Source organism: Thermococcus sp. MAR1, from assembly GCF_012027305.1.
Classification (GTDB): domain Archaea; phylum Methanobacteriota_B; class Thermococci; order Thermococcales; family Thermococcaceae; genus Thermococcus.
Map to the genome: position 1 here is coordinate 158,039 of NZ_SNUF01000003.1, position 23,706 is coordinate 181,744.

General features: G+C 56.2%; 23 protein-coding genes, 1 tRNA gene and 1 rRNA gene. 14 read left to right on the plus strand and 11 right to left on the minus strand.

The genetic code is table 11. The features are described from left to right. Positions 1-55: 55 nt before the first annotated feature. From E3E25_RS11075 to E3E25_RS11085, 3 genes are all read left to right on the plus strand, one after another. Positions 56-3,085 (plus strand): 23S ribosomal RNA (locus tag E3E25_RS11075). 165 nt (positions 3,086-3,250) lie between these two features. After that, positions 3,251-3,727: a magnesium-dependent phosphatase-1 gene (locus E3E25_RS11080; RefSeq protein ID WP_167893342.1), complete on the plus strand. Its 477-nt coding sequence runs from the start codon at positions 3,251-3,253 to the stop codon at positions 3,725-3,727. A gap of 4 nt (positions 3,728-3,731) precedes the next feature. Continuing rightward, positions 3,732-4,298 (plus strand): DUF366 family protein, encoded by a 567-nt coding sequence (locus E3E25_RS11085; RefSeq protein WP_167893343.1) that lies wholly within the window; start codon positions 3,732-3,734, stop codon positions 4,296-4,298. On the opposite strand, the gene E3E25_RS11090 is transcribed toward E3E25_RS11085, so the two are convergent. Both E3E25_RS11090 and E3E25_RS11095 read right to left on the minus strand, forming a co-directional pair. Next, positions 4,292-4,903, minus strand: a complete 612-nt coding sequence (locus tag E3E25_RS11090) for a hypothetical protein (RefSeq protein ID WP_167893344.1) — start codon at positions 4,901-4,903, stop codon at positions 4,292-4,294. The genes E3E25_RS11085 and E3E25_RS11090 overlap by 7 nt on opposite strands. A gap of 33 nt (positions 4,904-4,936) precedes the next feature. Then, positions 4,937-5,821, minus strand: a complete 885-nt coding sequence (locus E3E25_RS11095; protein WP_167893401.1) for a PhoI — start codon at positions 5,819-5,821, stop codon at positions 4,937-4,939. A 131-nt stretch (positions 5,822-5,952) separates the two neighbouring features. On the opposite strand from E3E25_RS11095, the gene lysS reads away from it, so the two are divergent. Both lysS and E3E25_RS11105 read left to right on the plus strand, forming a co-directional pair. Continuing rightward, on the plus strand, positions 5,953-7,533 hold the full coding sequence (lysS, locus tag E3E25_RS11100; RefSeq protein WP_167893402.1) for a lysine--tRNA ligase: 1,581 nt from the start codon (positions 5,953-5,955) through the stop codon (positions 7,531-7,533). 121 nt (positions 7,534-7,654) lie between these two features. After that, a complete protein-coding gene (locus E3E25_RS11105) occupies positions 7,655-8,239 on the plus strand; it encodes an indolepyruvate oxidoreductase subunit beta (RefSeq protein WP_167893403.1) in 585 nt (194 codons plus the stop codon). Positions 8,240-8,252: 13 nt separating this feature from the next. Here E3E25_RS11105 and E3E25_RS11110 read toward each other — a convergent pair whose 3' ends face one another. Beyond that, positions 8,253-9,419, minus strand: coding sequence for an MFS transporter (locus E3E25_RS11110; RefSeq protein ID WP_167893345.1), 1,167 nt, complete (start codon positions 9,417-9,419; stop codon positions 8,253-8,255). An 88-nt stretch (positions 9,420-9,507) separates the two neighbouring features. Between E3E25_RS11110 and E3E25_RS11115 the strand changes: the two genes are divergently transcribed. From E3E25_RS11115 to E3E25_RS11130, 4 genes are all read left to right on the plus strand, one after another. Beyond that, the gene (locus tag E3E25_RS11115; protein ID WP_167893404.1) at positions 9,508-10,422 is read left to right on the plus strand and encodes a phosphate uptake regulator PhoU; all 915 of its coding nucleotides are present in this window, start codon (positions 9,508-9,510) and stop codon (positions 10,420-10,422) included. A gap of 66 nt (positions 10,423-10,488) precedes the next feature. Further along, positions 10,489-11,409, plus strand: a complete 921-nt coding sequence (locus tag E3E25_RS11120; protein ID WP_167893405.1) for an isoaspartyl peptidase/L-asparaginase family protein — start codon at positions 10,489-10,491, stop codon at positions 11,407-11,409. A 3-nt stretch (positions 11,410-11,412) separates the two neighbouring features. Next, positions 11,413-12,588 (plus strand): MFS transporter, encoded by a 1,176-nt coding sequence (locus tag E3E25_RS11125; protein WP_167893406.1) that lies wholly within the window; start codon positions 11,413-11,415, stop codon positions 12,586-12,588. Beyond that, a complete protein-coding gene (locus tag E3E25_RS11130; protein ID WP_167893346.1) occupies positions 12,585-13,532 on the plus strand; it encodes a radical SAM protein in 948 nt (315 codons plus the stop codon). Before E3E25_RS11125 ends, E3E25_RS11130 begins: the two co-directional genes overlap by 4 nt. Here E3E25_RS11130 and E3E25_RS11135 read toward each other — a convergent pair. Together E3E25_RS11135 and E3E25_RS11140 are read right to left on the minus strand one after the other, a co-directional pair. Further along, a complete protein-coding gene (locus E3E25_RS11135; RefSeq protein ID WP_167893347.1) occupies positions 13,522-14,013 on the minus strand; it encodes a tol-pal system YbgF family protein in 492 nt (163 codons plus the stop codon). The genes E3E25_RS11130 and E3E25_RS11135 overlap by 11 nt on opposite strands. Further along, a complete protein-coding gene (locus tag E3E25_RS11140; RefSeq protein ID WP_167893348.1) occupies positions 14,013-14,939 on the minus strand; it encodes a serine/threonine-protein kinase RIO2 in 927 nt (308 codons plus the stop codon). Before E3E25_RS11140 ends, E3E25_RS11135 begins: the two co-directional genes overlap by 1 nt. Positions 14,940-15,036: 97 nt before the next feature. Here E3E25_RS11140 and E3E25_RS11145 point away from each other — a divergent pair, with 97 nt between their 5' ends. Further along, positions 15,037-16,131: an MFS transporter gene (locus E3E25_RS11145; protein WP_167893349.1), complete on the plus strand. Its 1,095-nt coding sequence runs from the start codon at positions 15,037-15,039 to the stop codon at positions 16,129-16,131. 14 nt (positions 16,132-16,145) lie between these two features. Here the strand turns inward: E3E25_RS11145 and E3E25_RS11150 are convergent, their stop codons facing one another. Continuing rightward, positions 16,146-16,715, minus strand: coding sequence for a hypothetical protein (locus E3E25_RS11150; protein ID WP_167893350.1), 570 nt, complete (start codon positions 16,713-16,715; stop codon positions 16,146-16,148). Between the two features lie 50 nt (positions 16,716-16,765). Then, positions 16,766-17,962: a proteasome-activating nucleotidase gene (locus E3E25_RS11155; protein ID WP_167893351.1), complete on the minus strand. Its 1,197-nt coding sequence runs from the start codon at positions 17,960-17,962 to the stop codon at positions 16,766-16,768. 218 nt (positions 17,963-18,180) lie between these two features. Here E3E25_RS11155 and cas6 point away from each other — a divergent pair, with 218 nt between their 5' ends. Beyond that, positions 18,181-18,930 (plus strand): CRISPR-associated endoribonuclease Cas6, encoded by a 750-nt coding sequence (gene cas6, locus E3E25_RS11160; protein ID WP_167893352.1) that lies wholly within the window; start codon positions 18,181-18,183, stop codon positions 18,928-18,930. Here the strand turns inward: cas6 and E3E25_RS11165 are convergent. After that, positions 18,887-19,792, minus strand: a complete 906-nt coding sequence (locus tag E3E25_RS11165) for a glycosyltransferase 4 family protein (protein WP_167893353.1) — start codon at positions 19,790-19,792, stop codon at positions 18,887-18,889. The two genes, cas6 and E3E25_RS11165, sit on opposite strands and share 44 nt — an antisense overlap. Positions 19,793-19,848: 56 nt before the next feature. Between E3E25_RS11165 and E3E25_RS11170 the strand changes: the two genes are divergently transcribed. Both E3E25_RS11170 and E3E25_RS11175 read left to right on the plus strand, forming a co-directional pair. Continuing rightward, positions 19,849-21,171, plus strand: coding sequence for a glycosyltransferase (locus E3E25_RS11170; RefSeq protein ID WP_167893354.1), 1,323 nt, complete (start codon positions 19,849-19,851; stop codon positions 21,169-21,171). Positions 21,172-21,176: 5 nt separating this feature from the next. Further along, a complete protein-coding gene (locus tag E3E25_RS11175; RefSeq protein ID WP_167893355.1) occupies positions 21,177-21,542 on the plus strand; it encodes a DUF2304 domain-containing protein in 366 nt (121 codons plus the stop codon). Here E3E25_RS11175 and E3E25_RS11180 read toward each other — a convergent pair. From E3E25_RS11180 to E3E25_RS11190, 3 genes are read right to left on the minus strand one after another with little or no spacing between them, the layout of a single operon-like run. Next, complete coding sequence (locus E3E25_RS11180; RefSeq protein WP_167893356.1) at positions 21,539-22,075, minus strand: cytidine/deoxycytidylate deaminase family protein; 537 nt, start codon at positions 22,073-22,075, stop codon at positions 21,539-21,541. The genes E3E25_RS11175 and E3E25_RS11180 overlap by 4 nt on opposite strands. Before the next feature lie 6 nt (positions 22,076-22,081). Continuing rightward, a complete protein-coding gene (locus E3E25_RS11185) occupies positions 22,082-22,864 on the minus strand; it encodes a M48 family metallopeptidase (protein ID WP_167893357.1) in 783 nt (260 codons plus the stop codon). 6 nt (positions 22,865-22,870) lie between these two features. Continuing rightward, on the minus strand, positions 22,871-23,236 hold the full coding sequence (locus tag E3E25_RS11190; protein WP_088181112.1) for a BlaI/MecI/CopY family transcriptional regulator: 366 nt from the start codon (positions 23,234-23,236) through the stop codon (positions 22,871-22,873). Between the two features lie 142 nt (positions 23,237-23,378). On the opposite strand from E3E25_RS11190, the gene E3E25_RS11195 reads away from it, so the two are divergent. After that, positions 23,379-23,456 (plus strand) — tRNA-Arg (locus E3E25_RS11195). Positions 23,457-23,706: the final 250 nt, after the last annotated feature.

Sequence of the window (23,706 nt, forward strand, 5' to 3'; positions counted from 1 at the left end):
GATGAGGACCGTGCACAGGCCGATTGACCCAAAAAATGCCCAGCCCCCTGAGTAGGGGGCAGAAAACCTAAGCCGCCTGGTGGATGGCTCGGCTCGGGGCGCCGACGAAGGGCGTGGCAAGCTGCGATAAGCCCCGGCGAGGCGCAGGCAGCCGTCGAACCGGGGATTCCCGAATGGGACCTCCTGCGGCTCTTGCCGCACTCCCAGTCGGGAGGGGGAACGCGGGGAATTGAAACATCTTAGTACCCGCAGGAAAAGAAAGCAAAAGCGATGCCGTTAGTAGGGGCGACCGAAAGCGGCACAGGGCAAACTGAACCCTTCGGGGAAACCCGGAGGGGATGTGGTGTAGTAGGGCCCTGCGCTGGAGCCTCGAGGGTGAAGCCGAAGTCCACTGGAACGTGGCGCCGTAGAGGGTGAAAGCCCCGTAGGCGTAAGCCCTCAGGCTCCTGCAGGGTTCCTGAGTACCGTCGGTCGGATATCCGGCGGGAAGCTGGGAGGCATCGGCTCCCAACCCTAAATACGTCCCGAGACCGATAGCGAACTAGTACCGTGAGGGAAAGCTGAAAAGCACCCCTGGCAGGGGGTGAAAAGAGCCTGAAACCAGGCGGCGATAGGTGGGTGCGGCCCGAAAGGGTTGACCCTCCCCGAAGGAAACACGGGCGACCGTGGAGTACGAGGGGAGGCGACCGGGGTTGCACCGTCCGTCTTGGATCACGGGGCAGGGAGTTCATCCGAGCGGCGAGGTTAAGGGGGTTAACCCCGAAGCCACAGGGAAACCGACAGGTCCGCAGCCCGTAAGGGTGAGGGACGGGGTGTGAAAGCGCCCGGAGTCGCTCGGATGAGACCCGAAGCCGGTCGATCTAGCCCGGGGCAGGGTGAAGTCCCTCAACAGAGGGATGGAGGCCCGATAGGGATGCTGACGTGCAATTCGCTCCCGTGACCTCGGGCTAGGGGTGAAAGGCCAATCGAGGCCGGCGATAGCTGGTTCCCGCCGAATTATCCCTCAGGATAGCCCGGCCGGAGGTAGGTGGTGGGGTAGAGCACTGATTGGGGGTTTAGGGGGAGAAATCCCCCGGCTCCCTGTCAAACTCCGAACCCACTGCCGCCGTAGATGGCCGGAGTAGGGTGACGGTGTAAGCCGTCAACCGAGAGGGGAACAACCCAGACCGGGGTTAAGGCCCCTAAATGCCGGCTAAGTGTTACTCCAAAGGGTGTCCCTGGCCTTAGACAGCGGGGAGGTAGGCTTAGAAGCAGCCATCCTTTAAAGAGTGCGTAACAGCTCACCCGTCGAGGTCAGGGGCCCCGAAAATGGACGGGGCTAAAGCCGGCTGCCGAGACCCCGGCGCACGGACCGATTGGTCCGTGATCGGGTAGGCGGGCGTGCCGGTGGGGTGGAAGCTGGGCCGTAAGGTCCGGTGGACCCGTCGGTATTGTGGATCCTGCCGGGAGTAGCAGCATAGCCGGGTGAGAATCCCGGCCGCCGAAGGGGCCAGGGTTCCACGGCAATGTTCGTCAGCCGTGGGTTAGTCGGTCCTAAGCGGGTCCGTAACTCGGCGCCCGCGAAAGGGAAACGGGTTTATATTCCCGTACCGCGGTGGTAGGTGCGGCAACGCAAGCCCAGAGGGTGACGCCTCGGGGTAGGCGGACCGGTCCACAAGGCCGGCTAAGCGTATAAGTCCGGGGAGTGCCGTAATGGCGAGAACCGGATGAAAGCGCGAATGGCCTCCCGTAAGGGGGGTTCCGCCGATCCCTGGGGCCCGTGAAAAGCCCTCTGGGAACGATCCACCGCGACCGTACCGAGAACCGACACCGGTGCCCCTGGGTGAGAAGCCTAAGGCGTGTCGGGGGAAACCCAGCCGAGGGAACTCGGCAAATTGGCCCCGTAACTTCGGGAGAAGGGGTGCCTGCGGGTGCGTAACCCGCAGGTCGCAGTGACTAGGGGGGCCCGACTGTTTAGTAAAAACACAGGTCCCAGCTAGCCCGAAAGGGTTTGTACTGGGGCCGACGCCTGCCCAGTGCCGGTATGTGAAGCCCGGGTCCAACCGGGTGAAGCACCGGTAAACGGCGGGGGTAACTATAACCCTCTTAAGGTAGCGAAATTCCTTGTCGGTTAAATGCCGACCTGCATGAATGGCGTAACGAGGTCCCCACTGTCCCCGGCTGGGGCCCGGCGAAACCACTGCCAGGCGCATATGCCTGGGACCTCCGGTGGGAAGCGAAGACCCCATGGAGCTTTACTGCAGCCTGCCGTTGCCGTACGGCGGGGGGTGCGCAGCGTAGGCGGGAGGCGTCGAAGCCCGTCCTCCGGGGCGGGTGGAGCCGTCCATGAGACACCGCCCACCCTCTGCCGTACGGCTAACCCCCGATGGGGGGACAGCGGTAGGTGGGCAGTTTGGCTGGGGCGGCACACCCTCGAAAAGGTATCGAGGGTGCCCTAAGGTCGGCTCAGGCGGGTCAGGAATCCGCCGTAGAGTGCAAGGGCAAAAGCCGGCCTGACTGGACCCGTAACAGAGGCGGGTCCAGCCGCGAAAGCGTGGCCTAGCGAACCCCTGTGCCTCCCCGGTGGGGGCCAGGGATGACAGAAAAGCTACCCTGGGGATAACAGAGTCGTCTCGGGCGAGAGCCCATATCGACCCCGAGGCTTGCTACCTCGCTGTCGGCTCTTCCCATCCTGGCCCTGCAGCAGGGGCCAAGGGTGGGGGTGTTCACCCATTAAAGGGGAACGTGAGCTGGGTTTAGACCGTCGTGAGACAGGTCGGATGCTATCTACCGGAGGTGTTGGCCGCCTGAGGGGAAGGCTCCCCCAGTACGAGAGGAACAGGGAGCCGCGGCCTCTGGTCTACCGGTTGTCCTACAGGGCACAGCCGGGCAGCTACGCCGCGTCCGATAAGGCCTGAAAGCATCTAAGGCCGAAGCGGTCCCCGAAAATAGGCGGCCACTCCCAGGCGCAGGGGGTCGGGCGACCGGTCCTTTGCCTGGGACGAGGGCTCGGGAAGAAGACCCGTTTGATGGGGCGGGGATGTAAGCGGGAAGGGAAACCGACCCGTTCAGTCTGCCGCTCCCAACAGCCCGAGGTTTCTGCCTCTGAAAGGGGGGCTGGGCATTTGATAGGTCAATCGGCCTGTGCACGGTCCTCAAGCCCTTAAATCTCGTTTCCCTTCTGGTTGATTGCATTGCAATGTTGAACCCTGGTTAGGATGCTTTTCCGCAACCGTTAAAACCCTCCAGCGGAGCTTTTCTTGGTGGTTGAATGAAGCTCTTAGTTCTTGACCTAGACGGGACACTCTGGGATCACGAAGATGCATCCAGGCTTACGCCGCCATACGAGTTCCACGGCGATTATCTGGTTGATTCTACAGGTGAGGAACTCCATCTCTTCCATGGAGTCAGGGAGTTCCTCGAATGGGCGGGTGAGAGGTTTGTCCTATCCATTGCCAGCTGGAACGTTGAGGAGAGGGTCAGGCCGATCCTTGAGGGCTTTGGACTCTGGGACTACTTCGTTTTTCCGAAAATTGAAAACCACCCGAACAAGGCGGATATGATAGCGAGGACACTCAAGGAACTGGAACTTTCGGGGTACGATGTTGAGGGAGTAATCTACGTGGACGACAGAGATATTCACATCGAAGACGTTAAAACTACCGTCCCCTCTATTCGGTTCATCCACATGTGGAAAGATGCCAAAAGCTTTGAGGAGTTGAGGGAACTTCTTGAGAGGATGGGGTGATAGCATGGAGCTGCTCATCGTTAGGGATAGACGCATAGACTACGACGGTTCCGCGATAGGGAGCCACTGGGCCTACAGGAACTTCGGAATACTCGGCAACTCTCTCGTCATCTTCCGGGGAAGGTGCGACGTTAAGGTTGAGGAGATGATTGACATCGAAGATTTGAGGGCAAGCAAGGAAATCAAGAGCGATGACATGATCCACTACATAATCGAGGTCTTTGACCTTGTCAATACCCTCTTCGCCTCGACGCTCCAGAAGCTTTTCATAGCGAGGCTCTGTGAGGTTTTGGGGGAATACGGTGTGAAGACCTACAGGAAAGGCGATGACATATATGTGAACGGCAAGAAGCTCAGCATCTCGATAGCCACCGTTTCACCGGTCAGCGTCAAGATCCATATCGGGATAAACGTCGAGGCGAAGGGAATCCCAGAGGGCGTTGATGCCATCGGCCTCAGGGAGCTTGGCATTACTGAGGTCAAGAACTTCATGGAGACGACTGGGAAGGCCCTCGTCGAGGAGTTCAACAAGGTGAAGAAGGACAGCCTGAAGGTCAGGTGGGCTCAGTAGAGGAGAAAGAGAACGCTCCCAACCAGCGGAACGGCTAAGTTGTCGTCGACCCAGCCTTGGTATTCCGCCAGGGTCAGGATGACCGCCCATCCTATTTTTCCAACCGTCCCAGCTTCGAGGAAGAGGAACGCGATTATAGCGGCTGTTATGAGGTAGCCAAGGCTCCCGGTCCAGTGCTTCTTCAGCTTGACGTTGAAGCCGTGCCTCCTGAAGTAATAGTGCCGTATTATCCCGGTCACGCCGTCGCTGATAGCCATCGCGAGTAGCAGAGCCGTCGCGTACTCCCTTGGGAGGACCAGCGGAATGACCGAGGCGGAAAAGGCGAAGAAGACCTCCCCGTAGTTGTGCTCTATCTGGTACCATGAGAACTCCCTCTTTTTGAGGTGCGGCCAGAGCTGAAAAATGCCGAAGACGAAAGCCGCTCCGCTGAAAACCTCTGGGGGTATTTTCTCGTAGTAGAACATCAGAACGGCAGGAACTATGCTGAAGTGGATTATCTTCCTGTTCACCCAGGCCCACTCTGGGCCGAGCCTTTTCGTGAGGCCTATGGCGGCAAGTATGAATGCAGCGGCGATGCCTGCGTAGATTCCCCAGCTTGGGAGCATTCGTTCCACCAAAAAAGAAGAAGGGGGTTGGGGTTAATATGAGTTGCCCCCGAAGACCCTTCCTACGGTCTCCAGAGCCGCTATGAAATCGCTCGCGTGGACGACGATATACCACTCGTCCGTTCTAGTGAGTTCTCCCCGGGATTTTCCGGCCAGTTCGCCGTAGAGCCCCTGGATTTTAACCCTCGGTTCAGTCGTCGAGAGCTTGAGCGTTATTTCGACGGGCTTCCCGTTCTCCCAGACGATACCGACCTTAAGTCCTGCCTTCGTTTCCTTCCTCTTCTTCAAGCCGAGTTTGAGGTAGCGGAGCCTCTCCTCAGGAACCCCATTCTCTTTGGCCTTCTCCCTGAGGTACTCGTCGGCCAAGGTCAGTCCGTGCAGGCCTAAAGAGTAGCCAAAAACCGGAATTCCCAGGTCTTTTCTGCTCCTCCCCTTGTATGCGTAGACCTCTATCCTTCCGCCGGAGCCCCGAGAGGCAGTGTAAAATCCATTCCCTTTGCCGTTTTGGAATTCAGTGAGGAAGTCCAGAAGCCGTTCGTACGCCGAAAACGGAAGCGAAAAGCTCGCCCACGTTCCCCAGACCCTCGGAGGAATCGAGGGGAATCCTATTTCCTCAAGGTGGTACTCGACCGGCTTTGGTCTCAGTATCAGGAACCCCTTATCCGTGGGCTCCAGCTCCAGCAGTGCCCTTTCATCCGGCACCACTGCAAACTTTCCATCGCTTTCAAAGTCTTTGGCCTTCAGGAGCCGGCTCCTCCGTATTCTTCTTCCCTCCCGCGAACTCACCACTACCGGAATCGGTGTCTTCCTTCCGCTCTCCTTGTCGTAGGGTACTCTGAAACCTGCCTTGAGCAACTCCTCTTGAATCTCCAGCGATGCCGGGAAGAATACCTGCATCCTCAAAGGTTGTAGCTTCATGGGGACGCCTCCTGTTACTTCCACAGGTAGTTTTACTATTGTATCTTATAAAATTTTCCATCTCTGAGTTGTCACGAGCGGCCGAGCTTAAGCTTAAAAAGCCCTCAGCGGAGCTAAACCCGGTGGTGAGAATGGTTCACTGGGCTGATTATATGGCTGAAAAGATCATCAGGGAGCGTGGCGACAAGGATGAATACGTTGTTGAGAGCGGGATAACGCCGAGCGGTTACGTTCACATAGGGAACTTCAGGGAGTTTTTCACGGCCTATATAGTCGGCCACGCCTTGAGGGACAGGGGTAAGAAGGTTCGTCACATCCACATGTGGGATGACTACGATAGGTTTAGGAAGGTGCCGAAGAACGTTCCGCCCGAGTGGAAGGAACACCTCACGAAGCCGGTTAGGGAGGTTCCAGACCCCTGGGGCTGCCACGACAGCTACGCCGAGCACTTCATGGAGCTCTTTGAGAGCGAGGTTGAGAAACTTGGCATTGAGGTGGACTTTCTACACGCCTACGAGCTGTACAAGTCCGGCGAGTACGCCGAGGAGATAAAGCTCGCCCTGGCCAAGCGCGAAGAGATAAAGGCCATACTCGACAAATACCGTGAGAGGGCCAAGCAGCCGCCCCTCGAAGAGGACTGGCAGCCGGTCATGATTTACTGCCCGAAGTGCAGGAGAGAAGCCCAGTTCGTTTCGTGGGACGGCGAGTGGAAGGTCTCTTACAAGTGCCCCCACTGCGGTAGCGAGGGCGAGACCGACATAAGGGACGGCAACGTCAAGCTTCGCTGGCGCGTGGACTGGCCGATGCGCTGGGCGCACTTCAGGGTGGACTTTGAGCCGGCAGGAAAAGACCACCTGGCAGCTGGTGGCTCGTACGACACTGGCAGAGAGATAGTGGAGAAAGCCTTTGGCTGGCCCGCGCCTATAACGCTCATGTATGAGTTCGTCGGAATAAAGGGCCAGAAGGGCAAGATGAGCGGTTCAAAGGGCAACGTCATACTCCTCAGCGACCTCTACGAGGTTCTTGAGCCGGGAATAATACGCTTCATATACGCCAAGGCGAGACCGAACAAGGAGCTCAAGATAGACCTAGGTCTCGGTCTTCTCAACCTCTACGACGAGTTCGACAAGGTGGAGCGCATCTACTTCGGCCTTGAGCGGGCGAAGAACCCGGAGGAGGAAGAGGAGCTCAAGAGAACCTACGAGCTCTCGATGCCGAAGGTTCCCGATAGACTGACCGCGCAGGCACCCTTCAGGTTCCTTGTTACACTTGTCCAGATGCCCCACCTCGACGAGAGTGGGATAATCCGAGTCCTTCGGGAGCAGGGTCACGTTCCGAGGGAGCTGAGTGAAGATGACGTCGGGCGCATAAGGCTCCGCATAAGGCTCGCCAAGAACTGGGTTGAGAAGTACGCACCGGAAAATGTGAAGTTCAGCATCTTGGAAGAGCCGCCCCAAATCGAACTGGGGCCTGAAATCCGGGAGGCCATGGTCGAGGTCGCAGGATGGCTTGAAGCCCACGAGGGCTTCACCGTTGAGGAACTCAACAACGCGCTCTTCGATATCGCTAAGAAGCATGAGATTCCGAGCAAGGAGTGGTTCAAAGCGCTTTACAACCTCTTTATTGGCAAGGATCGCGGACCGAGACTGGCACCTTTCTTGGCTTCCCTTGACAGGGAATTCGTCATAAAGCGCCTTCGCATGGAGGGATGATTTAGTTCTTCAACTTTTTCTGCTCTTTTTCCGTGGTATTTTCGGGGCTTTTTCAAGCCTGTCGAATTTTCTGGACAACAGGTTTTTATCGCCTCCCTTCCAAGGCCTTCCGGTGGTGCTCATGGAGTTCAACCTGATAATCACCGGCGTCGGGGGACAGGGTGGTCTGACGCTTTCGAGAATAGTTGGAAACGCAGCGATGAGCGAGGGCTACAACGTCCGCATAGGTGAGACCCTCGGGATGAGCCAGCGATACGGGAGCGTTCTCAGCTACCTCCGCTTTGGTGAAGAGGTCTACTCACCCCTCATCGAAGAGGGTAAAGCGAACCTTATGCTCGCCCTTGAACCTGCCGAGGCGCTGAGGAACGCCCGCTTCTTGGGAAAGGACAGCCACGCAGTGGTCAACGCCTACCCAATACACACCGCGACGACCCTTGTCGGGAAGGAGAAGTATCCGGAGCTGGGAGAGATAAGGGAGGCCATCGGCAGAATCTGCCCGGTTCACATGCTGAACTTCCAGCGCGAGGCAGATAGGATAAACCCCAGAACCCTCGGTGTCCTTATGCTCGGCTACGCCTATGGGAAAGGCCTTGTGCCACTCAAGAAGGATTCCCTGCTGGAGGGAATAAGGCTCACCCTCAGGGAGAAGCTCTGGGAGGTCAACTTCAGGGCCCTTGAGCGTGGAATCGAACTCGCGAAGGGCTGACTTTTCTTTTCCCTCACTCGTTGTGCTTTATGAAGAAGGCGTAGAATATCGCCGTTGCTATTACATAGAGCGCCGCCGTCGCGTAGAACGGGTAGCTCAGGGACATGCCGAAGAGCAGGCCGCCGACGTAGTTCCCCCCACCGCGCATGAAGGTTGAAAACGCCCTCCTTATTCCCGCCGCGGTGGCCTTCTCCTCTGTCGAGAAGAAGCCCATCATGAAGGAGTCGTTTATGGGCCAGACTATGTTCATGAGGATGGAGCGGACGACGTAGAGGGCCGATGCTATCAGGAAGGTCTCTATCGAGGGGAATATCGCGAAGAGAAAGGCCGCTATGCTCTGGAAGGACGTTATCACCTTCACAGGCCCTATCCTGTGAACCAGCCTTGGAAGGCCGAAGGAACCGAGGCCCATCGCCAGCTGCTGGAAGAAGAATATCCCGCTTATGGCCGCGAGCGTCTGCCCGAACTGGAGCTTGAAGTAGAGGCTCATGTAGGGTATGGTTATCCCCGCGCCAAAGCCTATCAGCGCGCTCGGAAGGGAGAACTTGAGTATCTTGACGACCAGCTCGCGGTTCCAGTTTATCCTTGGATTCTTCACGGGAACGTCGCGGATTATGAGTAAGGCAGGAATCACGAGAACGAACTGGAGGAGCGCCAGTGAGATGACCAGCCGGTAGGCTATACCCTCGCTCAGCCCAAGCCCTACGAAAAGGCCCGGGGCAAAACCCGCTATGAGGACTCCCAGGGCGTTGAATATAGTTCCCAGGCCGAAGCTTATCGAGAACGCGTGATGGCGCTTCTCCTCGCCGACCTCCTCGCTGAGCAGGGCGGTGAAGTTCGGCTGTCTCATCCCCATGTTCGCACCAACGAGGAAGAATCCAAGGGCTAGGACATAGTCGTTTATCGCGGCCACCTGGAGGAGCCTCCCGGCCAGTCCGAGGAGGGCGGAGATGAGGAGAGTTCTCCGGTAACCAAGCCGAAGGGAAACCTGGCCGGCTATCAGGAAGAACAGTCCCCCCGTGAACGTCTGTATCGAGAAAAACGTTCCCATCGCCGCCATATCGTAGCCCAAAACTGCCAGATAGAAGGGCATGATGAATATTGAGAACTGGAGGAAGAGCTGGCCCGCTGCGTTTGCCGCTATGAGTATCTTTGCGTCTCTGCCGTAGCCCTGGAACATGTGCTAACGTTAATCTTAGCGTTTATAAGTATATCGAACCGAAGCCTTTTATACGTAGTCGTTCGTCTATATACCGGCGGTGATATCTATGGAGTTCAGAAAAATCCAATTTACCGGTAGGAGTTCATACATAATCTCCCTCCCCAAAAAGTGGGTTAGGGAGCACGGCCTCAGCCAAGGCGATGTAGTTCCGCTCATCATAAACCCCGACGGGAGCATAACCATATTCCCCAAGGAGCCGAGGGAGGTGAGCGAGAGGAAAGTTCTCACCATGTCCCGCGAGTATTCCCCGGATATGGCCGTCAGGCTTGTCATATCCGCCTACATCCAGGGTTACGACATCCTTGAGATTCACCTCGTTGAAGAGATGCCGATATACAAGGTCAAGATAAGAAAGGTCCTCCAGAGCCTTCCCGGGGTCGAGATAATACTCGACGAACCCCAGAGGATAGTCGCCAAGAGTCTGCTCGACGAGGAGGAGGTGAACCTCGCGGAACTCCTCAACAGGATCCGCTCGCTCATAATATCGATGCTCGGCGACCTCGAGCTGCTGATAGCCTCGCCCAGGGACGACGAGATTCTGCGCGACATAAACGACCTCGAGAACGAGCTGGACAGGTTCTACTTCCTCATAATCCGTGCAGTCAACAGGCTTCTGAGCAAGCGCGGCGTCACGGAGGAGAGCGGCATAATCAGAAGAACATTTGATCTGCTCGGCATACTCTTCATAGTCAGGAACATCGAACGTATCGGAGACCACATAACTAGGATAGCCGAGAACCCCAGCGAGATAAACGTCGCCTATCTGAAGGAAAAGTTCGAGGGGATGATGACCCAGATCGAGGAGAGGGACCTGGGCAAGATAGACCAGCTCATGCTCGAACTGAAGGAGGAGATACGCTCAATAGACTACCGTCAGTCGATAGCCCTCGAGAGCTACCGGAGGATACTGGAATACCTTGAGAACATCGGCGAGACGATAATCAACATGGCCCTGAGCTGAAGTTCCTATCTTTTCGTTTCCACAATCCTTTTAACCGTTCGAGGGCTTTTTATTACGGTGGTTCTCATGGTTGCGATAATAGTTCACGGCGGTGCAGGTACGATAAGGAAGGAGGAGCGCATTCCAAAGGTCATCGAGGGCGTTAGGGAGGCGGTTCTGGCCGGCTGGCGCGAGCTCAAGCGGGGTTCTGCTTTGGATGCGGTCGAGGAGGCCGTCAAGGTTCTTGAGGACAACCCGCTCTTCAACGCGGGAACTGGGAGCGTCCTTACCCTCGACGGGAAGGTCGAGATGGACGCGGCAATAATGCGCGGAAGAACTCTGGAAGCCGGCGCCGTTGCCGGAATCTGGGGTGTTAGGAACCCTATAAGCGTAGCGAGAAAGGTCATGGAGAAGACAGACCACGTGCTCCTCATAGGCGAAGGTGCCGTAAAGTTCGCCCGCTTGCTCGGCTTCGAGGAGTACAACCCTGTGACCGATGAGAGGCTGAAGCAGTGGGAGGAGCTGAGGAAGAAGCTGCTCGAAACCGGTGAGACGAGACACTGGAAGAAGCTCAACGAGCTCATCAGGGAGTATCCTGAAGTCCTCAGGAGTACGGTCGGAGCGGTTGCCTTCGATGGTGAAGAGATCGTTGCCGGAACGTCCACCGGTGGAGTGTTCCTCAAGATGTTCGGCAGGGTTGGCGACACCCCGATAATCGGCGGCGGAACCTATGCCAACGAGGTCGCGGGGGCTTCCTGCACGGGGCTCGGTGAGGTGGCGATAAAGCTCGCTTTAGCCAAGAGCGCCACCGACTTCGTCCGCCTCGGAATGGACGCCCAGGCCGCGAGCGATGCAGCTATAAGCCTCGCCACAAAGTACTTCGGCGCCGACACCATGGGCATAATAATGGTTGATGCGAAAGGTAACGTCGGCTTCGCCAAGAACACGAAGCACATGAGCCACGCCTTCATGAGAGACGGCATGGACGAACCCACAGCGGGGGTTTGAGCCATCGAGAGAACGCTCCGTGACATCTGGCTCCTCAACTTCTCGACCTTCTTTTTCTTCCTGGGGATAAGTGTAGTCAACCCCATAATATCGCCCTTCGCGATAACCCTCAACGCCACCCCATTCCTGGTTGGCCTGGTCGCGGGGGTTGCCTCGGTTGTCTCGCTGTTCTCAAAGCCCGTCGGCGGTCTCATCGGCGACAGGGGCTACAGGTTCCAGGCCATGATGGCCGGCAACGTCCTGGGAATGCTGGCCGGGCTCCTCTACATAGCCTCCGCGCTCCTTGGGAACCTGTGGATATTCGCCTTCGCCAGGGCCATACACGGCTTTTCCATGGGGATATTCTTTCCCTCCAGTCTTTCAACCGCAGTTGACCTTGCGCCCCCGGGTAGGGTCGGCGAGACCCTGGGCTGGAGGGGCATGATGTTCTCCCTCGGCAACATAGTCGGCCCGGCCCTCGGCGGATACCTCTCCGACCTCCTCGGCTTCGTCGGGGCCTTCTTATTCACCGTGCTGTTTTCCCTCGTTGGCCTCGCCCTTGTAGTCCCGGTCTGGCTCGATGGCAGAAAGGCCGTTCCCAGAAGGGAGGAGAGGCACGAGGACGTCAGCTACTCGGAGCTCCTCAGGAGCTATTTCGTTGCCGCGTCACTGGCGCTGTTCTTCTTCTCCTTCTCCTACGCCGGCGTCATAACGTACCTTCCAGCCCTCTACAAGGTTCTGGGAATGCCCCAGAGCCTGTTCGGCTTCTACATGATGGTCATAGGAGTGGCGAGCTTCGTAATGAGGCTCTTTGGTGGCAGGAGCGCCGACAGGATGGGTCCTATTCCGGTCATACGTGCCGGCATGCTCCTTGTTATCATCGGCTACATTGTTCTGATTCTCTACAGGCTCCCGCCATACTCCTACGCCAGCGCGCTCCTCATCGGCGCGGGCTTCGGTTTATCCGTTCCCGCGATGCAGCTCATGGCCCTTGGAAACCTCCCTCAGAGGATAAGGACGATGGGTTCGAGCGTCTACACGATGTTCTTCGACCTCGGAATGCTTGGCGGCCAGGTGACCCTCGGCTACGTGGCACAGCTTGAGGGCTACGCCGGGGTCTTTCCCCTGCTCCCCTTCATAGCGGGCGCATCACTTATAATAGTCCACGCGCCCCTCATACTTGGAGGTAGGAAGGAATGAAAGTCAGGGTCTCCTACGGGACGGCAATAGCGATGGGGCTGATAAGGGCCAGGATGCTCGCAAGACCGACCACCGCTTACCTCATGACGTACCACGAGGGCCGCTGCAGAAACAACTGTGCCTTCTGTCCCCAGGCGAGGGAAAGCAGGGCCGATCTGAAAAAGCTCTCCAGGATAACCTGGCCTGCCTTTGACGTTGAAGAGGTCGTTGAGGCCCTTCCTTCTGGGATGTTCGCGAGGATATGCCTCCAGACTGTTGATTATCCGGGCCTGGTCTCCGACGTTATCGAACTCCTTGACCTCTTCCAGCCGCTGGGCCTTCCGGTCTCGGTCTCGATAACCCCCGTGAATAGAGCCACCCTTGGAGAGTTCAAATCAAAGGGTGTTGACTACATCGGCGTTGGCCTCGACGTGGCCAGTGAGAGGCTCTACCCGGAGATAAAGGACTCCCTCTACTCCTGGGACGAGATGTGGCGTTTCACGAGGGACGTTGTCGACGTCTTCGGCGATGGAAAGGCCCTCGTGCACCTCATAATCGGGCTCGGGGAGACGGATAGAGAGGCAGTGGAGACAATCTGGAGGGCGTACTCGATGGGTGCCTGGGTTTCCCTCTTTGCCTTCACCCCCATACGGGGAACCCGCCTTGAGAACGCGAAGCCCCCAAGCCTCGCGAGATACAGGAGAATCCAGGTGGCCCACTACCTCATAAAGGAGGGGCTCGCTGCGCCGGAGGATTTCGAGTTCGATGCGGGCGATTCCTTGGTTGGCTTTAGGATTGATAAAGAAAAGCTTGCCAAACTCCTTCCCCCGGGGATATTCGCCACCCACGGCTGTCCGGGCTGCAACAGGCCGTACTACAACGAAAGACCCAAAAAGGAACCCTACAACTTCCCCGAAAGTCCAGGAAGGGACTACGTGAGGTGCGTTCTTGACTCTATCCTTTGAGGAGCTCGATTATCTCGTTGAACTCCTCCAGCGAGAACCGCTCCTCGACCTTTTCTCCCCCCGCTATCCTTATGAGCGTTTGAACGAAGCGGTAAAGTTCGTCGTTGTTTCTAACCAGGCCCAGCGTAACGTCCATGTCTTTGGATATCTCGCCGAGCCGGTTCTCCTCCTTCATTATGAACAGAATGTCGCCGAGCCTCCTTATCCCCAGCCTGTAGAGGTCCTCATTTGGCGCGCGATGTATTCCCCTGAGGGCGCACTTAACCGCTCCCCTGTAGTTGTCCTCCTGAAGGAAAATCTCCGCGAGCCTGAAGCAGGCCTCGAAGTAGAACTCCGGCTCCTCCTCCCTCGCCAGCTCCATTATCTCGTCCAGCTTCCTCTTGGCGGTTTCGAGGTCCCTGGCGTTCTCTGCCTCTATGGCTTCTCTGAAGAGCCTCATGATCCTCTCACGCCTGTTCAGGGGTTCGTGTTTTGGGACCATCATCCCTCACCCCGGCTCTCGAGCCAGGCCTTCTCAAAGTTCGGCCAGACATCTTCAAACCTCTTATTCACGCGCCATCTTCTTCGGAATGCATTGAGGAGCACGGTTATGTCCCTTTTGAGAAGCTCGTAACTCTCCGGGCGGGCGGTCGTGATGTACTGGGCCCAGTCTATTATGAGAACGCCCCCGTCGTGGGTCAGCACGACGTTAAACTCGCTCATGTCCGAGTGAACGATGCCGAAGCGGACTATCTTGAGGTATTCATCCAGAACGGCATCAAGTAGCTCCCTCGCTTCCTCCGTGGAGATGTCAGTGTCGCGAATCTCCGCCAGCTCGGTTCCTTCTATGAACTCCATAACGATAACGTGCCTGTTCCATGCTACCGGCCTCGGAACGCTGGCTATCGGGCTCAGCAGAGTCAGCGCCTCGTACTCCTTTTTGGCTATCAGCCTTGAGACGTAGAGCCAGCTCGTGTGCCTTTTGTCCGCGAATACATCCCCGTGATAGGCAGCTTTTCTTGAGGCGGTTCTGCCGCCTATGCGGTTGAACTTGACGGCGACTTTCTCCCCGCTGGGAGTCACTCCAACGTAAACGTCGGCATCCTTTCCAACGCCTATCTGTGTCGTGCTTATGGCCTCTACAACGCCCTTCTTTGCCAGCGCCCTTATCGCCAGGACATCGTAGCCGTGTATCGTGAGCTGGTAGCCTATGTAGCCTATGTCGCTCCTCCGCCTGACGAGGGACAGGTCGTCGAGCTTGCCCAGCCTGAAGGATGCTGTCTCAACGTCAACCCTTGCGAACCTGGCTATGTCCTCGAGAGGAACCCACCTGTGGTGCCGCATATTCAGCTCTACCCCTCTGAGTATCCTGAAGTCCAGGTCTCTAAGACTGGGATAGGCCTCAAGTGCCAGTAGCTTGCTCACCATCTCCCTTCCCTGAAGTCGGTTTCCGGCTGGCATTTATAAAGGTAGTTGGACGCTCCTGTCCAATATACTTTTAAACGCTTAGTCCTTTATCGAAACCATGCGGAAGAGGCTCCTCCTGCTGGTCTCGCTTGGCTGGGTCTTCAACTACGCCCACAGGATGGCAATCCCGCCCCTTATTCCGATGATAAAGGCCGAGCTGGGAATAAACAACGCCGAGGCCGGGCTTTTGATGACCGCCCTTCTGCTCCCCTACGCCATCATTCAGGTTCCGGCCGGATACATCGGCGACCGCTTTGGGAGGAAGAGGCTCCTTGTTCTCAGCATAATCGGCTACTCGCTCTCATCCGCTCTCATAGTCTTTGCCCGCGAGTACTGGGAACTGCTCGCGGTTCGGGCACTCTACGGCCTCTTTTCCGGCCTCTACTATGCCCCCGCAACGGCGCTGATAAGCGAGGTCTATCGGGAGAGAAAGGGCTCCGCGCTGGGTGTCTTCATGGTCGGCCCGCCCGTCGGCAGCGGGATAGCGCCGCTGATAGTCGTCCCCATGGCGGTGAACCTCGAATGGCGCTACGCCTTTCTGGCACTCTCAATGCTGAGTCTGGCAATCGGAATAGCTCTTACCTTTGCGGTCAGGGGCGAGGTCTCAAAGCCGTCTCGGGTTAGGTTCTCGATTCCCCGGAACGTTTTTCTGCTCAGCGCGGCGAACTTCATAGTCCTTGCCGCGTTCTTTGGGCTTCTCACGTTCCTGGTCTCTTTCCTGGTGAACGCAGGCGTTTCCTTCGAAACGGCCTCTTGGCTGTTCTCCCTTCTATCCGTCATAGGGATCGCAGGTTCTCTCTTCGGCGGCGGCCTCTACGACAGAATCGGGAGGAGGAGCATAACGGTGGTCTTCGGTCTCAACGCATTCCTCACGCTGATCCTTGCCTTAACGGCCTCTCCGTGGGTCATAATCCCCTTGGGGCTGGCGTTCTATTCGGTAGGCGCCATAGTCACGGCCTACACGTCAGAAAAGGCCACCGGAGAGAACCTCGGTTCAGTCATGGGCTTCGTCAACATGGTCGGGTTCTTTGGTGCAACCGTCGGCCCCTATGCCGTCGGTCTCCTGATAGATCACTTCGGCTACGAAAAGGCTTTCCTGTCGATACCGGCTATGTACCTGCTGGCGTGGGCGCTGATAAAACTGGAGGAGTGAGTTGCTTGCCATGATCAGCCAGTACAGTTTGGGGCATAAAACGGTTCAAGCACCACCGTTGAGAGCGTCCCCTTGTATTTGAAGAGGCCGTCTCGGACTTCTACGGTAACCCACATTAAGAGTTTCTCTTCGGGTGCCCGATCCAAAAACGTCAGCTCGTATGTTCCTTCTCCCGCTTCACCGAGGTCTTTGACCTGAATGAGGTAGGTCATTCCTTCTTGGCTTTCCGCTCTGCTGATCTCAACTTTTCCGTACCAGGGAGGCTCGACCTCAAGGTACAGGGCGTTTAGAAACTCCCTTTTTACCACCACCCGTATGTAGAGCGTCCTCGCACCTTCCCTAGGGGTTATCCAGAGGCGTATCTTGTCGAAGCTTCGCGTGATTACGACGTAAAAATGCCCGCTGAAGTTTGCCCTCAGGCTCTCGTCCCGTCCCACCCAGCTGGTGGGATTCTCTGAATCGGTGTACGATACCTTAGAGAGATGGGGTTCGAGTGTCATGGGTACTTGGCTCGCGATGGTAAGGATCACTACGATGATGGCTACACCCAGAACGTAGAGGTGTCCCTTACTCAACCCTCCCACCTGCAGAACTACCACAACAAAGGATAAAAAAGTTGCGGTGAAAGTTGCCTTCAGCCATACATGACCTCGTGCATGGCTATCTGCTGGGCGAGCCTCTGCTCCGCGCCGAAGACCTTCTCGATGGCCTTCATGAAGTCTTCCTGGGTGACGTACTCGCGCCTCGCCCTTATGGCGAACATTCCGGCCTCGGTCGCTATGGCCTTCAGGTCCGCACCGCTGGCCCCATCGGTCATCTCCGCGATTACGCGCAGGTCGACGTCCTTGAGGTTCATCTTCCTCGTGTGCACCTTGAGTATCTCCAGCCTGCCCTTGAAGTCTGGAAGCGGAACTTCTATCAGTCTGTCGAACCTGCCGGGTCTCAGCAGAGCTGGATCGAGGATGTCCGGCCTGTTGGTTGCCGCTATGACTTTCACGTTGCCCCTTGGGTCGAAGCCGTCCATCTCAGCCAAGAGCTGCATCAGGGTTCTGTTGACCTCCCTCTCGCCGCCGGTGGTCTCGTCCATCCTCTTCGCTCCTATTGCATCTATCTCATCTATGAAAATTATGGTCGGGGCCTTCTCCTTGGCGAGTTCAAATAACTCGTGAACCAGCCTTGCCCCTTCGCCTATGAACTTCCTCACCAGCTCGCTGCCGACGACCTTTATGAATGTGGCGTTGACCTCGTGGGCGAGGGCCTTTGCCATGAGGGTCTTCCCACAGCCCGGCGGACCGTAGAGGAGGACGCCCTTCGGCGGCTCAATTCCTACCTTCTCAAAAAGCTCCGGATGCCTGAGCGGGAGCTCCACGGCCTCCCTTAGCTCCTGCAGCTGCTTGTCCAGGCCGCCGATGTCCCTGTAACTCACTTCCGGCCTCTCGATGACCTCGAAGCCGAGAACGCTCGGGTCCTTCTCGCTGGGGAGGAGCTCCACAACTGCCATCGTCCTCTGGTCGAGGGCAACCCTCGAACCCGGCTTAAGGTTCTCGCGCTCAATCCATGGCGCTATCCTGACGACAAAGCGCGGTCCGTTGAAGTTCTGGACTATCGCTCTGTCCTCGTCGAGCACCTCGAGGAGCGTGCCCGCGAATGCCGGGGGCTGCCTTAGCCGGGACATCTCCATTCTGAGACGGGAGAGCTCTCTCTCCAGCCTCTCCTTATCTGCCTCCAGGGTTCTCACTTGGAGTTCGAGCTGCCTGATTCTCCTCTTGAGGTACATGATGTAATCATCGTACTCGTCCGATGGTTTAACTCCGACGTCTTCAACGCTCATATTTTTCACCTCTCACATCTAAAACTGTGTAGAAGGGTCTTTTTAACTCTATCTTTCCCATGCATGCTCTGGGGTACCCGGCTTTATATACCTTTGGTACGGGATGTGCGGATTTTTCCTGACTTAATTTTGAAGTAATGGAACCATGGTTTATTTGCGAAATTCTTATTAACTTCGAGTACCAACTATAAAGGGGTTATAGCAAGGGGTGGGATGTAATGAGAGTTGAGATAAAGTTCAGGCCCGCAAAGGAGGGCACGATTCTCCCGTTCAATTATAACTATGACGTTTACGCTCAGCTTCTTGAAAAGATGGCTATAGTTTCACCCGAAATAGCCCGGGAGGCCGAGGTAAGTCACGTTGATTACTTCACCTTCTCCCGCATCATGGTTAGGAAGCGTGAACTTCTACCAGACAGGGGAATAAAGGTGCTCTCCGACGATGTTTCCCTTTATGTCTCCTCGTCTTCCAGCGAGCTGATAAAGGCCGTTGTGGAGGGCTTTATTGACAGTCCAGTTCTCCAGCTGGGCGATGCAGCTTTCATAGCGGACGACATCAAGATCCTTAAGGAACCCCGCATAAAGGACGGGGCGCTCTTCTCAACGCTCAGTCCAATAATGGTTAGAACCGTCAAGCTCAGCGGCAACAAGATGAAGATATGGGACCTCTACCCGAATGAGGGGGCCTTCTTTGACAAGCTCCGCAAGGTAATGCTAATGAGGTATTCGGCGATAATGGGCACCATGCCGGAGGAGAGGGACTTCACAATTGATGTCATCAAGTTCAAGCCCGTCAGGATTCTCGTCAGGGACACCTACTACCGCGGCTCCCTCATGATATTCCGCTACCACGGTTCCCTTGAGATAGCCCGCTTCGGCTACGAGAACGGCTTCGGCGAAAAGACCCGCTACGGCTTTGGAATGGTCAAAGTAATTGATGAAGAGCCCAAACGAGAAGGCCAAGAGTGAGCTCTATCAGCCACACAATCGCCACAAGCTTGGGCTCCGTCACCTTAACTCTTCTCATTATTGTCCCCAGGAAGCTGGGGTACGGCGGCGCCTGAAGCGTTCCGTCTGGGAGAACCCTCGTTCTCCCATGCCTCCTCACGCCGAAGCGAACACCCGTTGCCTTTATGGCGAAGTCGAGGAAGTGGGGAATCAGAAGCAACGCGGCGTAAACTTCTGCCTTTCCGGTGATGGCGACAAGACCTATCAGGGCGCCGGCGCTGAGCGTTCCGGTGTCACCCGGAAAAACCCTCGCAGGGTAGCGGTTCCACCAGAGGAACCCGAGGGTTGCCCCCATGCCAGCGAGGGCAATGAGCCTTGCATCCCCATCGGTTATCCCGGCCAGAACTCCGAGGATTATTGCGGAAGTGCCTATCTCCAGCCCGTTGAATCCCGCGAGCATGTTAACTAAATTCGCCGAGCCGGTGACGAAGAGCACCGCGAAGACAGGGTACAGGATGCCGAGGTTGAGCGCGTAGCCGAAGATGTCCACCTCCGGTGAGATGCCGAAAAACGCCACCGGAATTGAGACCAAGAGCGATAGAAAGACCTTGTGGAGCTGCCTCAGATTAGTGAGGTCGTCTATGATCCCAACGACTCCGAAGAGCAGAAAGACCGTGAGAACCCTCACGATTTCCTCGTCCATGAAGGGCGAGAGCGCCAGAGGGACGGCGAGAAGAACAGCTATACCACCCATCTCCGCCACTTCCGGCTGGTCCATTTTGTGAATGTCTCTCCCAATGATTCCAGCCCTCTTCATTCTCCCCGCTACGTAAGGGGTGAGGATGAGCGTTAGGGTTAAACCTATAAGGACTGGAGCCATCATATCTTAGACACCCAATCCCCTTAGAACAAGCCAAAAATAAACCCTTCGGTGAGAACATGGACGTGAAACTGGTGGTCTTTGACCTTGACGGAACGCTGGTCGGTGCACCTAAGCCTTTTGCCGAGATCAAGGAAGAGCTCAAGTCCCGGCTCGTTGAGATGGGAATCCCTAAGGAGATAATCGGCGACATGACGCCGATGTACGAGAATCTGCTGAGAATATCTCAGGAGACTGGAAGGGACTTCGGGGAGCTTTACTCAATCCTTGTGAAGCTCGAAACAGAGAGGATAGGTGATAGCTTTCTCTTTGAAGGCGTTCTGGAAGTTCTGGACTTTCTGAGGAAAAGGAACGTCAAGATGGCGATAATGACCCGGAGCTCCCGGAAGGCGGCCCTTAAGGCGCTGGAGATGCATGGAGTGAGTGGCTATTTTGAGGTTGTCTCCACCCGTGACGATGTTCCGCCGGACGAGCTCAAGCCCAATCCAGGACAGCTTCGGCGGATAATCGAGGCCTTTGGCCTTGAACCGACCAAGGTATTAGTGGTTGGCGACCACGGCTACGACATACTCCCGGCCAGGGAGCTCGGTGCGTTGAGCGTTATGATAACGGGCCACACCGCCGGGAGGATGAGCTTTTCAGTTGACTCAACCCCGGATTTTGATGTTGAAGACATGGGGGGACTCCTTGGACTCCTGGAAAACCTTCTAAGCACTTACGTTGTTGTGCCGGCCTACAACGAAGAGATGACCATCGGTGCCGTCCTCGACGACCTGCTCAGGTACTTCAGGCGGGATGAGATAGTCGTTGTCAACGATGGCTCCCGTGACAGAACCCGGGAGATAGCCCGCTCGAAGGGCGTTCACGTTCTTACCCACCTCGTCAACAGGGGCCTGGGCGGTGCACTGGGGACTGGAATCACCTACGCCCTTAGGCAGAAGGCCAGGCTCATACTAACATTCGACGCCGACGGCCAGCACCTCGTGAGCGACGCCCTGCGCGTTATGAAGCCCGTCGCCGAGGGAAAAGCCGACTTTGCCGTTGGTTCGAGGCTCAAGGGCGACACCAGCCAGATGCCCTTTGTGAAGCGCTTTGGAAACTTTGTCCTGGACACAATAACTGCCGTTTTTGCGAGAAAATACGTCAGCGACAGTCAGAGCGGGCTGAGATGCTTCAGCCGTGACTGTGCCGCCAGGATAAGGATAACCTGCGACCGCTACGCTGTTTCGAGCGAGATTATAATTGAAGCGGCGAGAAATAAGTGCCGCATCGTTGAGGTACCCATCCGTGCCGTCTACACGGAGTACTCGATGAAGAAGGGGACAAACATCTTGGAGGGAGTTAAGATAGCCCTCAACCTGCTGTTTGACAAACTGAGGTGATTGTGATGTACGCGGTTCAGTACATAGCCATAGCAGTTGTACTGGCCCTGATGCTCTACGTGCTTGGCAAATATGGAAAGAGGGAACTTGAGTGGGGTGACCTCCTGTTCTGGGGAGCCATCCTGGTCGGCCTCCTGGTGGTCTCAATATTCCCCATCGAGATAGCCATGACGATAAAGCGACTCCTGGGTCTCGGAAGGGGCCTTGATTCGCTCTTCGTCGTTGCCATAGGGCTGGCGTACCTGATGATATTCAAGGTCTACCTTGCCGTGGACAGGACTGAGAGGGAGATAACTGAGCTGACGAGGAAAATCGCCATCGAACTTGAGGAGATGAACAGAAGACTAGAGAAAATCGAGGAGAAGCTCTAATCTGCGAACTCCCCGAAGAGCTCCTCCAAAAAGGCCCGTACTCTCTCCTTCGGGAGCCTGAACTGTCTTATCCTGACTATTCCTTTTTCCTGCGCTTCCTTCAGGAGAATCTCAGTCGCCTCGTTGGGGTACATCTCCTCGTAGACTATCTCCCGAATTCCGGCGTTGATGACCAGCTTGAAGCAGGTGTCACAGGGAAAGTGGGTGACATAAAGCGTCGCCCCCTCGAGGCTTATCCCTTTTCTGGCCGCCATCGCTATGACGTTCTGTTCTGCATGGACGGCCCTGTGGCAATGGCCGTCGACGATGAGGCATCCGGCGTCTATGCAGTGCTCCATGCCCCTCGGTGCACCGTTATAGCCTGTCGCTAAAATGTAGCCGTCCTTGACCGCTACCGCTCCAACCCTCAGGCGCGGACAGGTCGCCCTGAGCGATACGAGCTTGGCTATGAGCATGAAGTACTCGTCCTTGGTGGGCCGTATGCGCTTTATCCTCTCGGCCCTTTCCCTGTCCAGTACTATCTCCACCGCCATAAGGCATCACTGCATTCTCCTGTTGAACATGTTGTTGCCGTGAATCTCGACGAGTATCCTGAATATCCTCTCATCGTAGCTCGGATGGGTTTCTATTCTCGGGACCTTCTGGCGCCTCTCTATGGATGGCTCTATGCTGGGCACGGCGCTCAGCCTTACATCGGCCCTGAGGTCCTCGTAGTACTTGAGCTCCTCAAGGGCATGCTTCAGACTCATGGGCACCTCCAGCAACCGGAGTGCCGATTCATCCGCCAAGAACTCCCTGCCCTTGAGGAAGTTCGCTCTGGCGACCTCGTAGAGAGCGTAGAGGAGCAACGCCGCCAGCGTAATGCTCGGCCTGTGGGCGAGGAGTATCAGTATTCCCGTGAAGACCATCATCAGGTACCTGCCGTACGCCAGTACCGGGAATACCTTGGTGTCACCGTTCTTTATGTGGCCCAGTTCGTGGGCAGCAACTGCGAGTATCTCCTCCCTGTCAAGCACCTCAAAGAGACCGAGGGAAAGTACTATCGTGTTTTTGAACGAGTACGCGTTCGGTATGTAGTCGTCCAGGATGTATATCTTGGGCATTGGGAGCCCTGCCTTTTTGGCCATCTCCGCGATGCCGTCGTAGAGCCAGGGTATCTCGCTCCTCTGCAGGGTCACGTAGTTGCCCTTGACGTCCTTGGTTGAGACCCAGAAGTAGAGAAGCACTATGGAGCCGAAGGCGGCCATGGCTATCTTAAGGCCCAGCTCCCTTAGGGCTATTACCGCCAGCAGGACTTCAAGGACCATGATGATGAACAGCATTTCTCATCACTTCTTGATTTTGGACAGGTACGCGTAGGTCGCCTCCTTGAAGTTTGTCATTAGTGCGTCTAGGATGCTCTGGACAACCCTCTCCTCAAACTCTTCCCTGGTTGTCGTTATTGAGTAGACGTATCTCATCCCGCCTCTGCCCTTCTCAACACTCCTCTTGAGAAGGCCGCGCTCGCACAGGCGGTTCATGAGGATGCTTATGGTGGAGCGCCTTATGTCCGGGTGCTTCACCTTCATGTACTCGTATACTTGGCCGGCGGTGGCAACCTGAACCTTCCACATGTGCTCCATTATCTCGGCTTCAAGGGGTGGAAGAACGGCCTTTATACCCTCCTCGGTGAGCTTGAATTCATGCGGTTCCATGGTTCATTCCTCCTTCGTCCTGTTCTGTGTAGGGTGCCCAGGCTAAAAAGTTTTTGTGCTTTTCAATGCCTTAATGAACATTGTGGTCCATTCGTCTGGGTGATTAGGTTTTTAAATTCACCCGGGGAATACCTATGGGCGTGGGCCGGTGGCCTAGTCAGGACAGGGCGTCGGCCTCCGGAGCCGAAGGTCGCGGGTTCAAATCCCGCCCGGCCCGCCAGAAATTTTGATTTTGTTGCGTTCCTGACATTATTGCCATATACAAAAGAGCTGCTGCCTCAAAAAATGCAGACTTCTGAATGTCGTTCTCATTCAAAAAAGCAATTATTTGGTCGCTCACTGTGATACATATGCGCTTCCTCAAAGTCCTCACCCCCAATGCGCAAAAATATCACAAAACTGATACTATTTTGGCCGACGGTCATATTTATTTTTGCCTCTTACAAGCCTCCATCTCAAAAATTGACTGA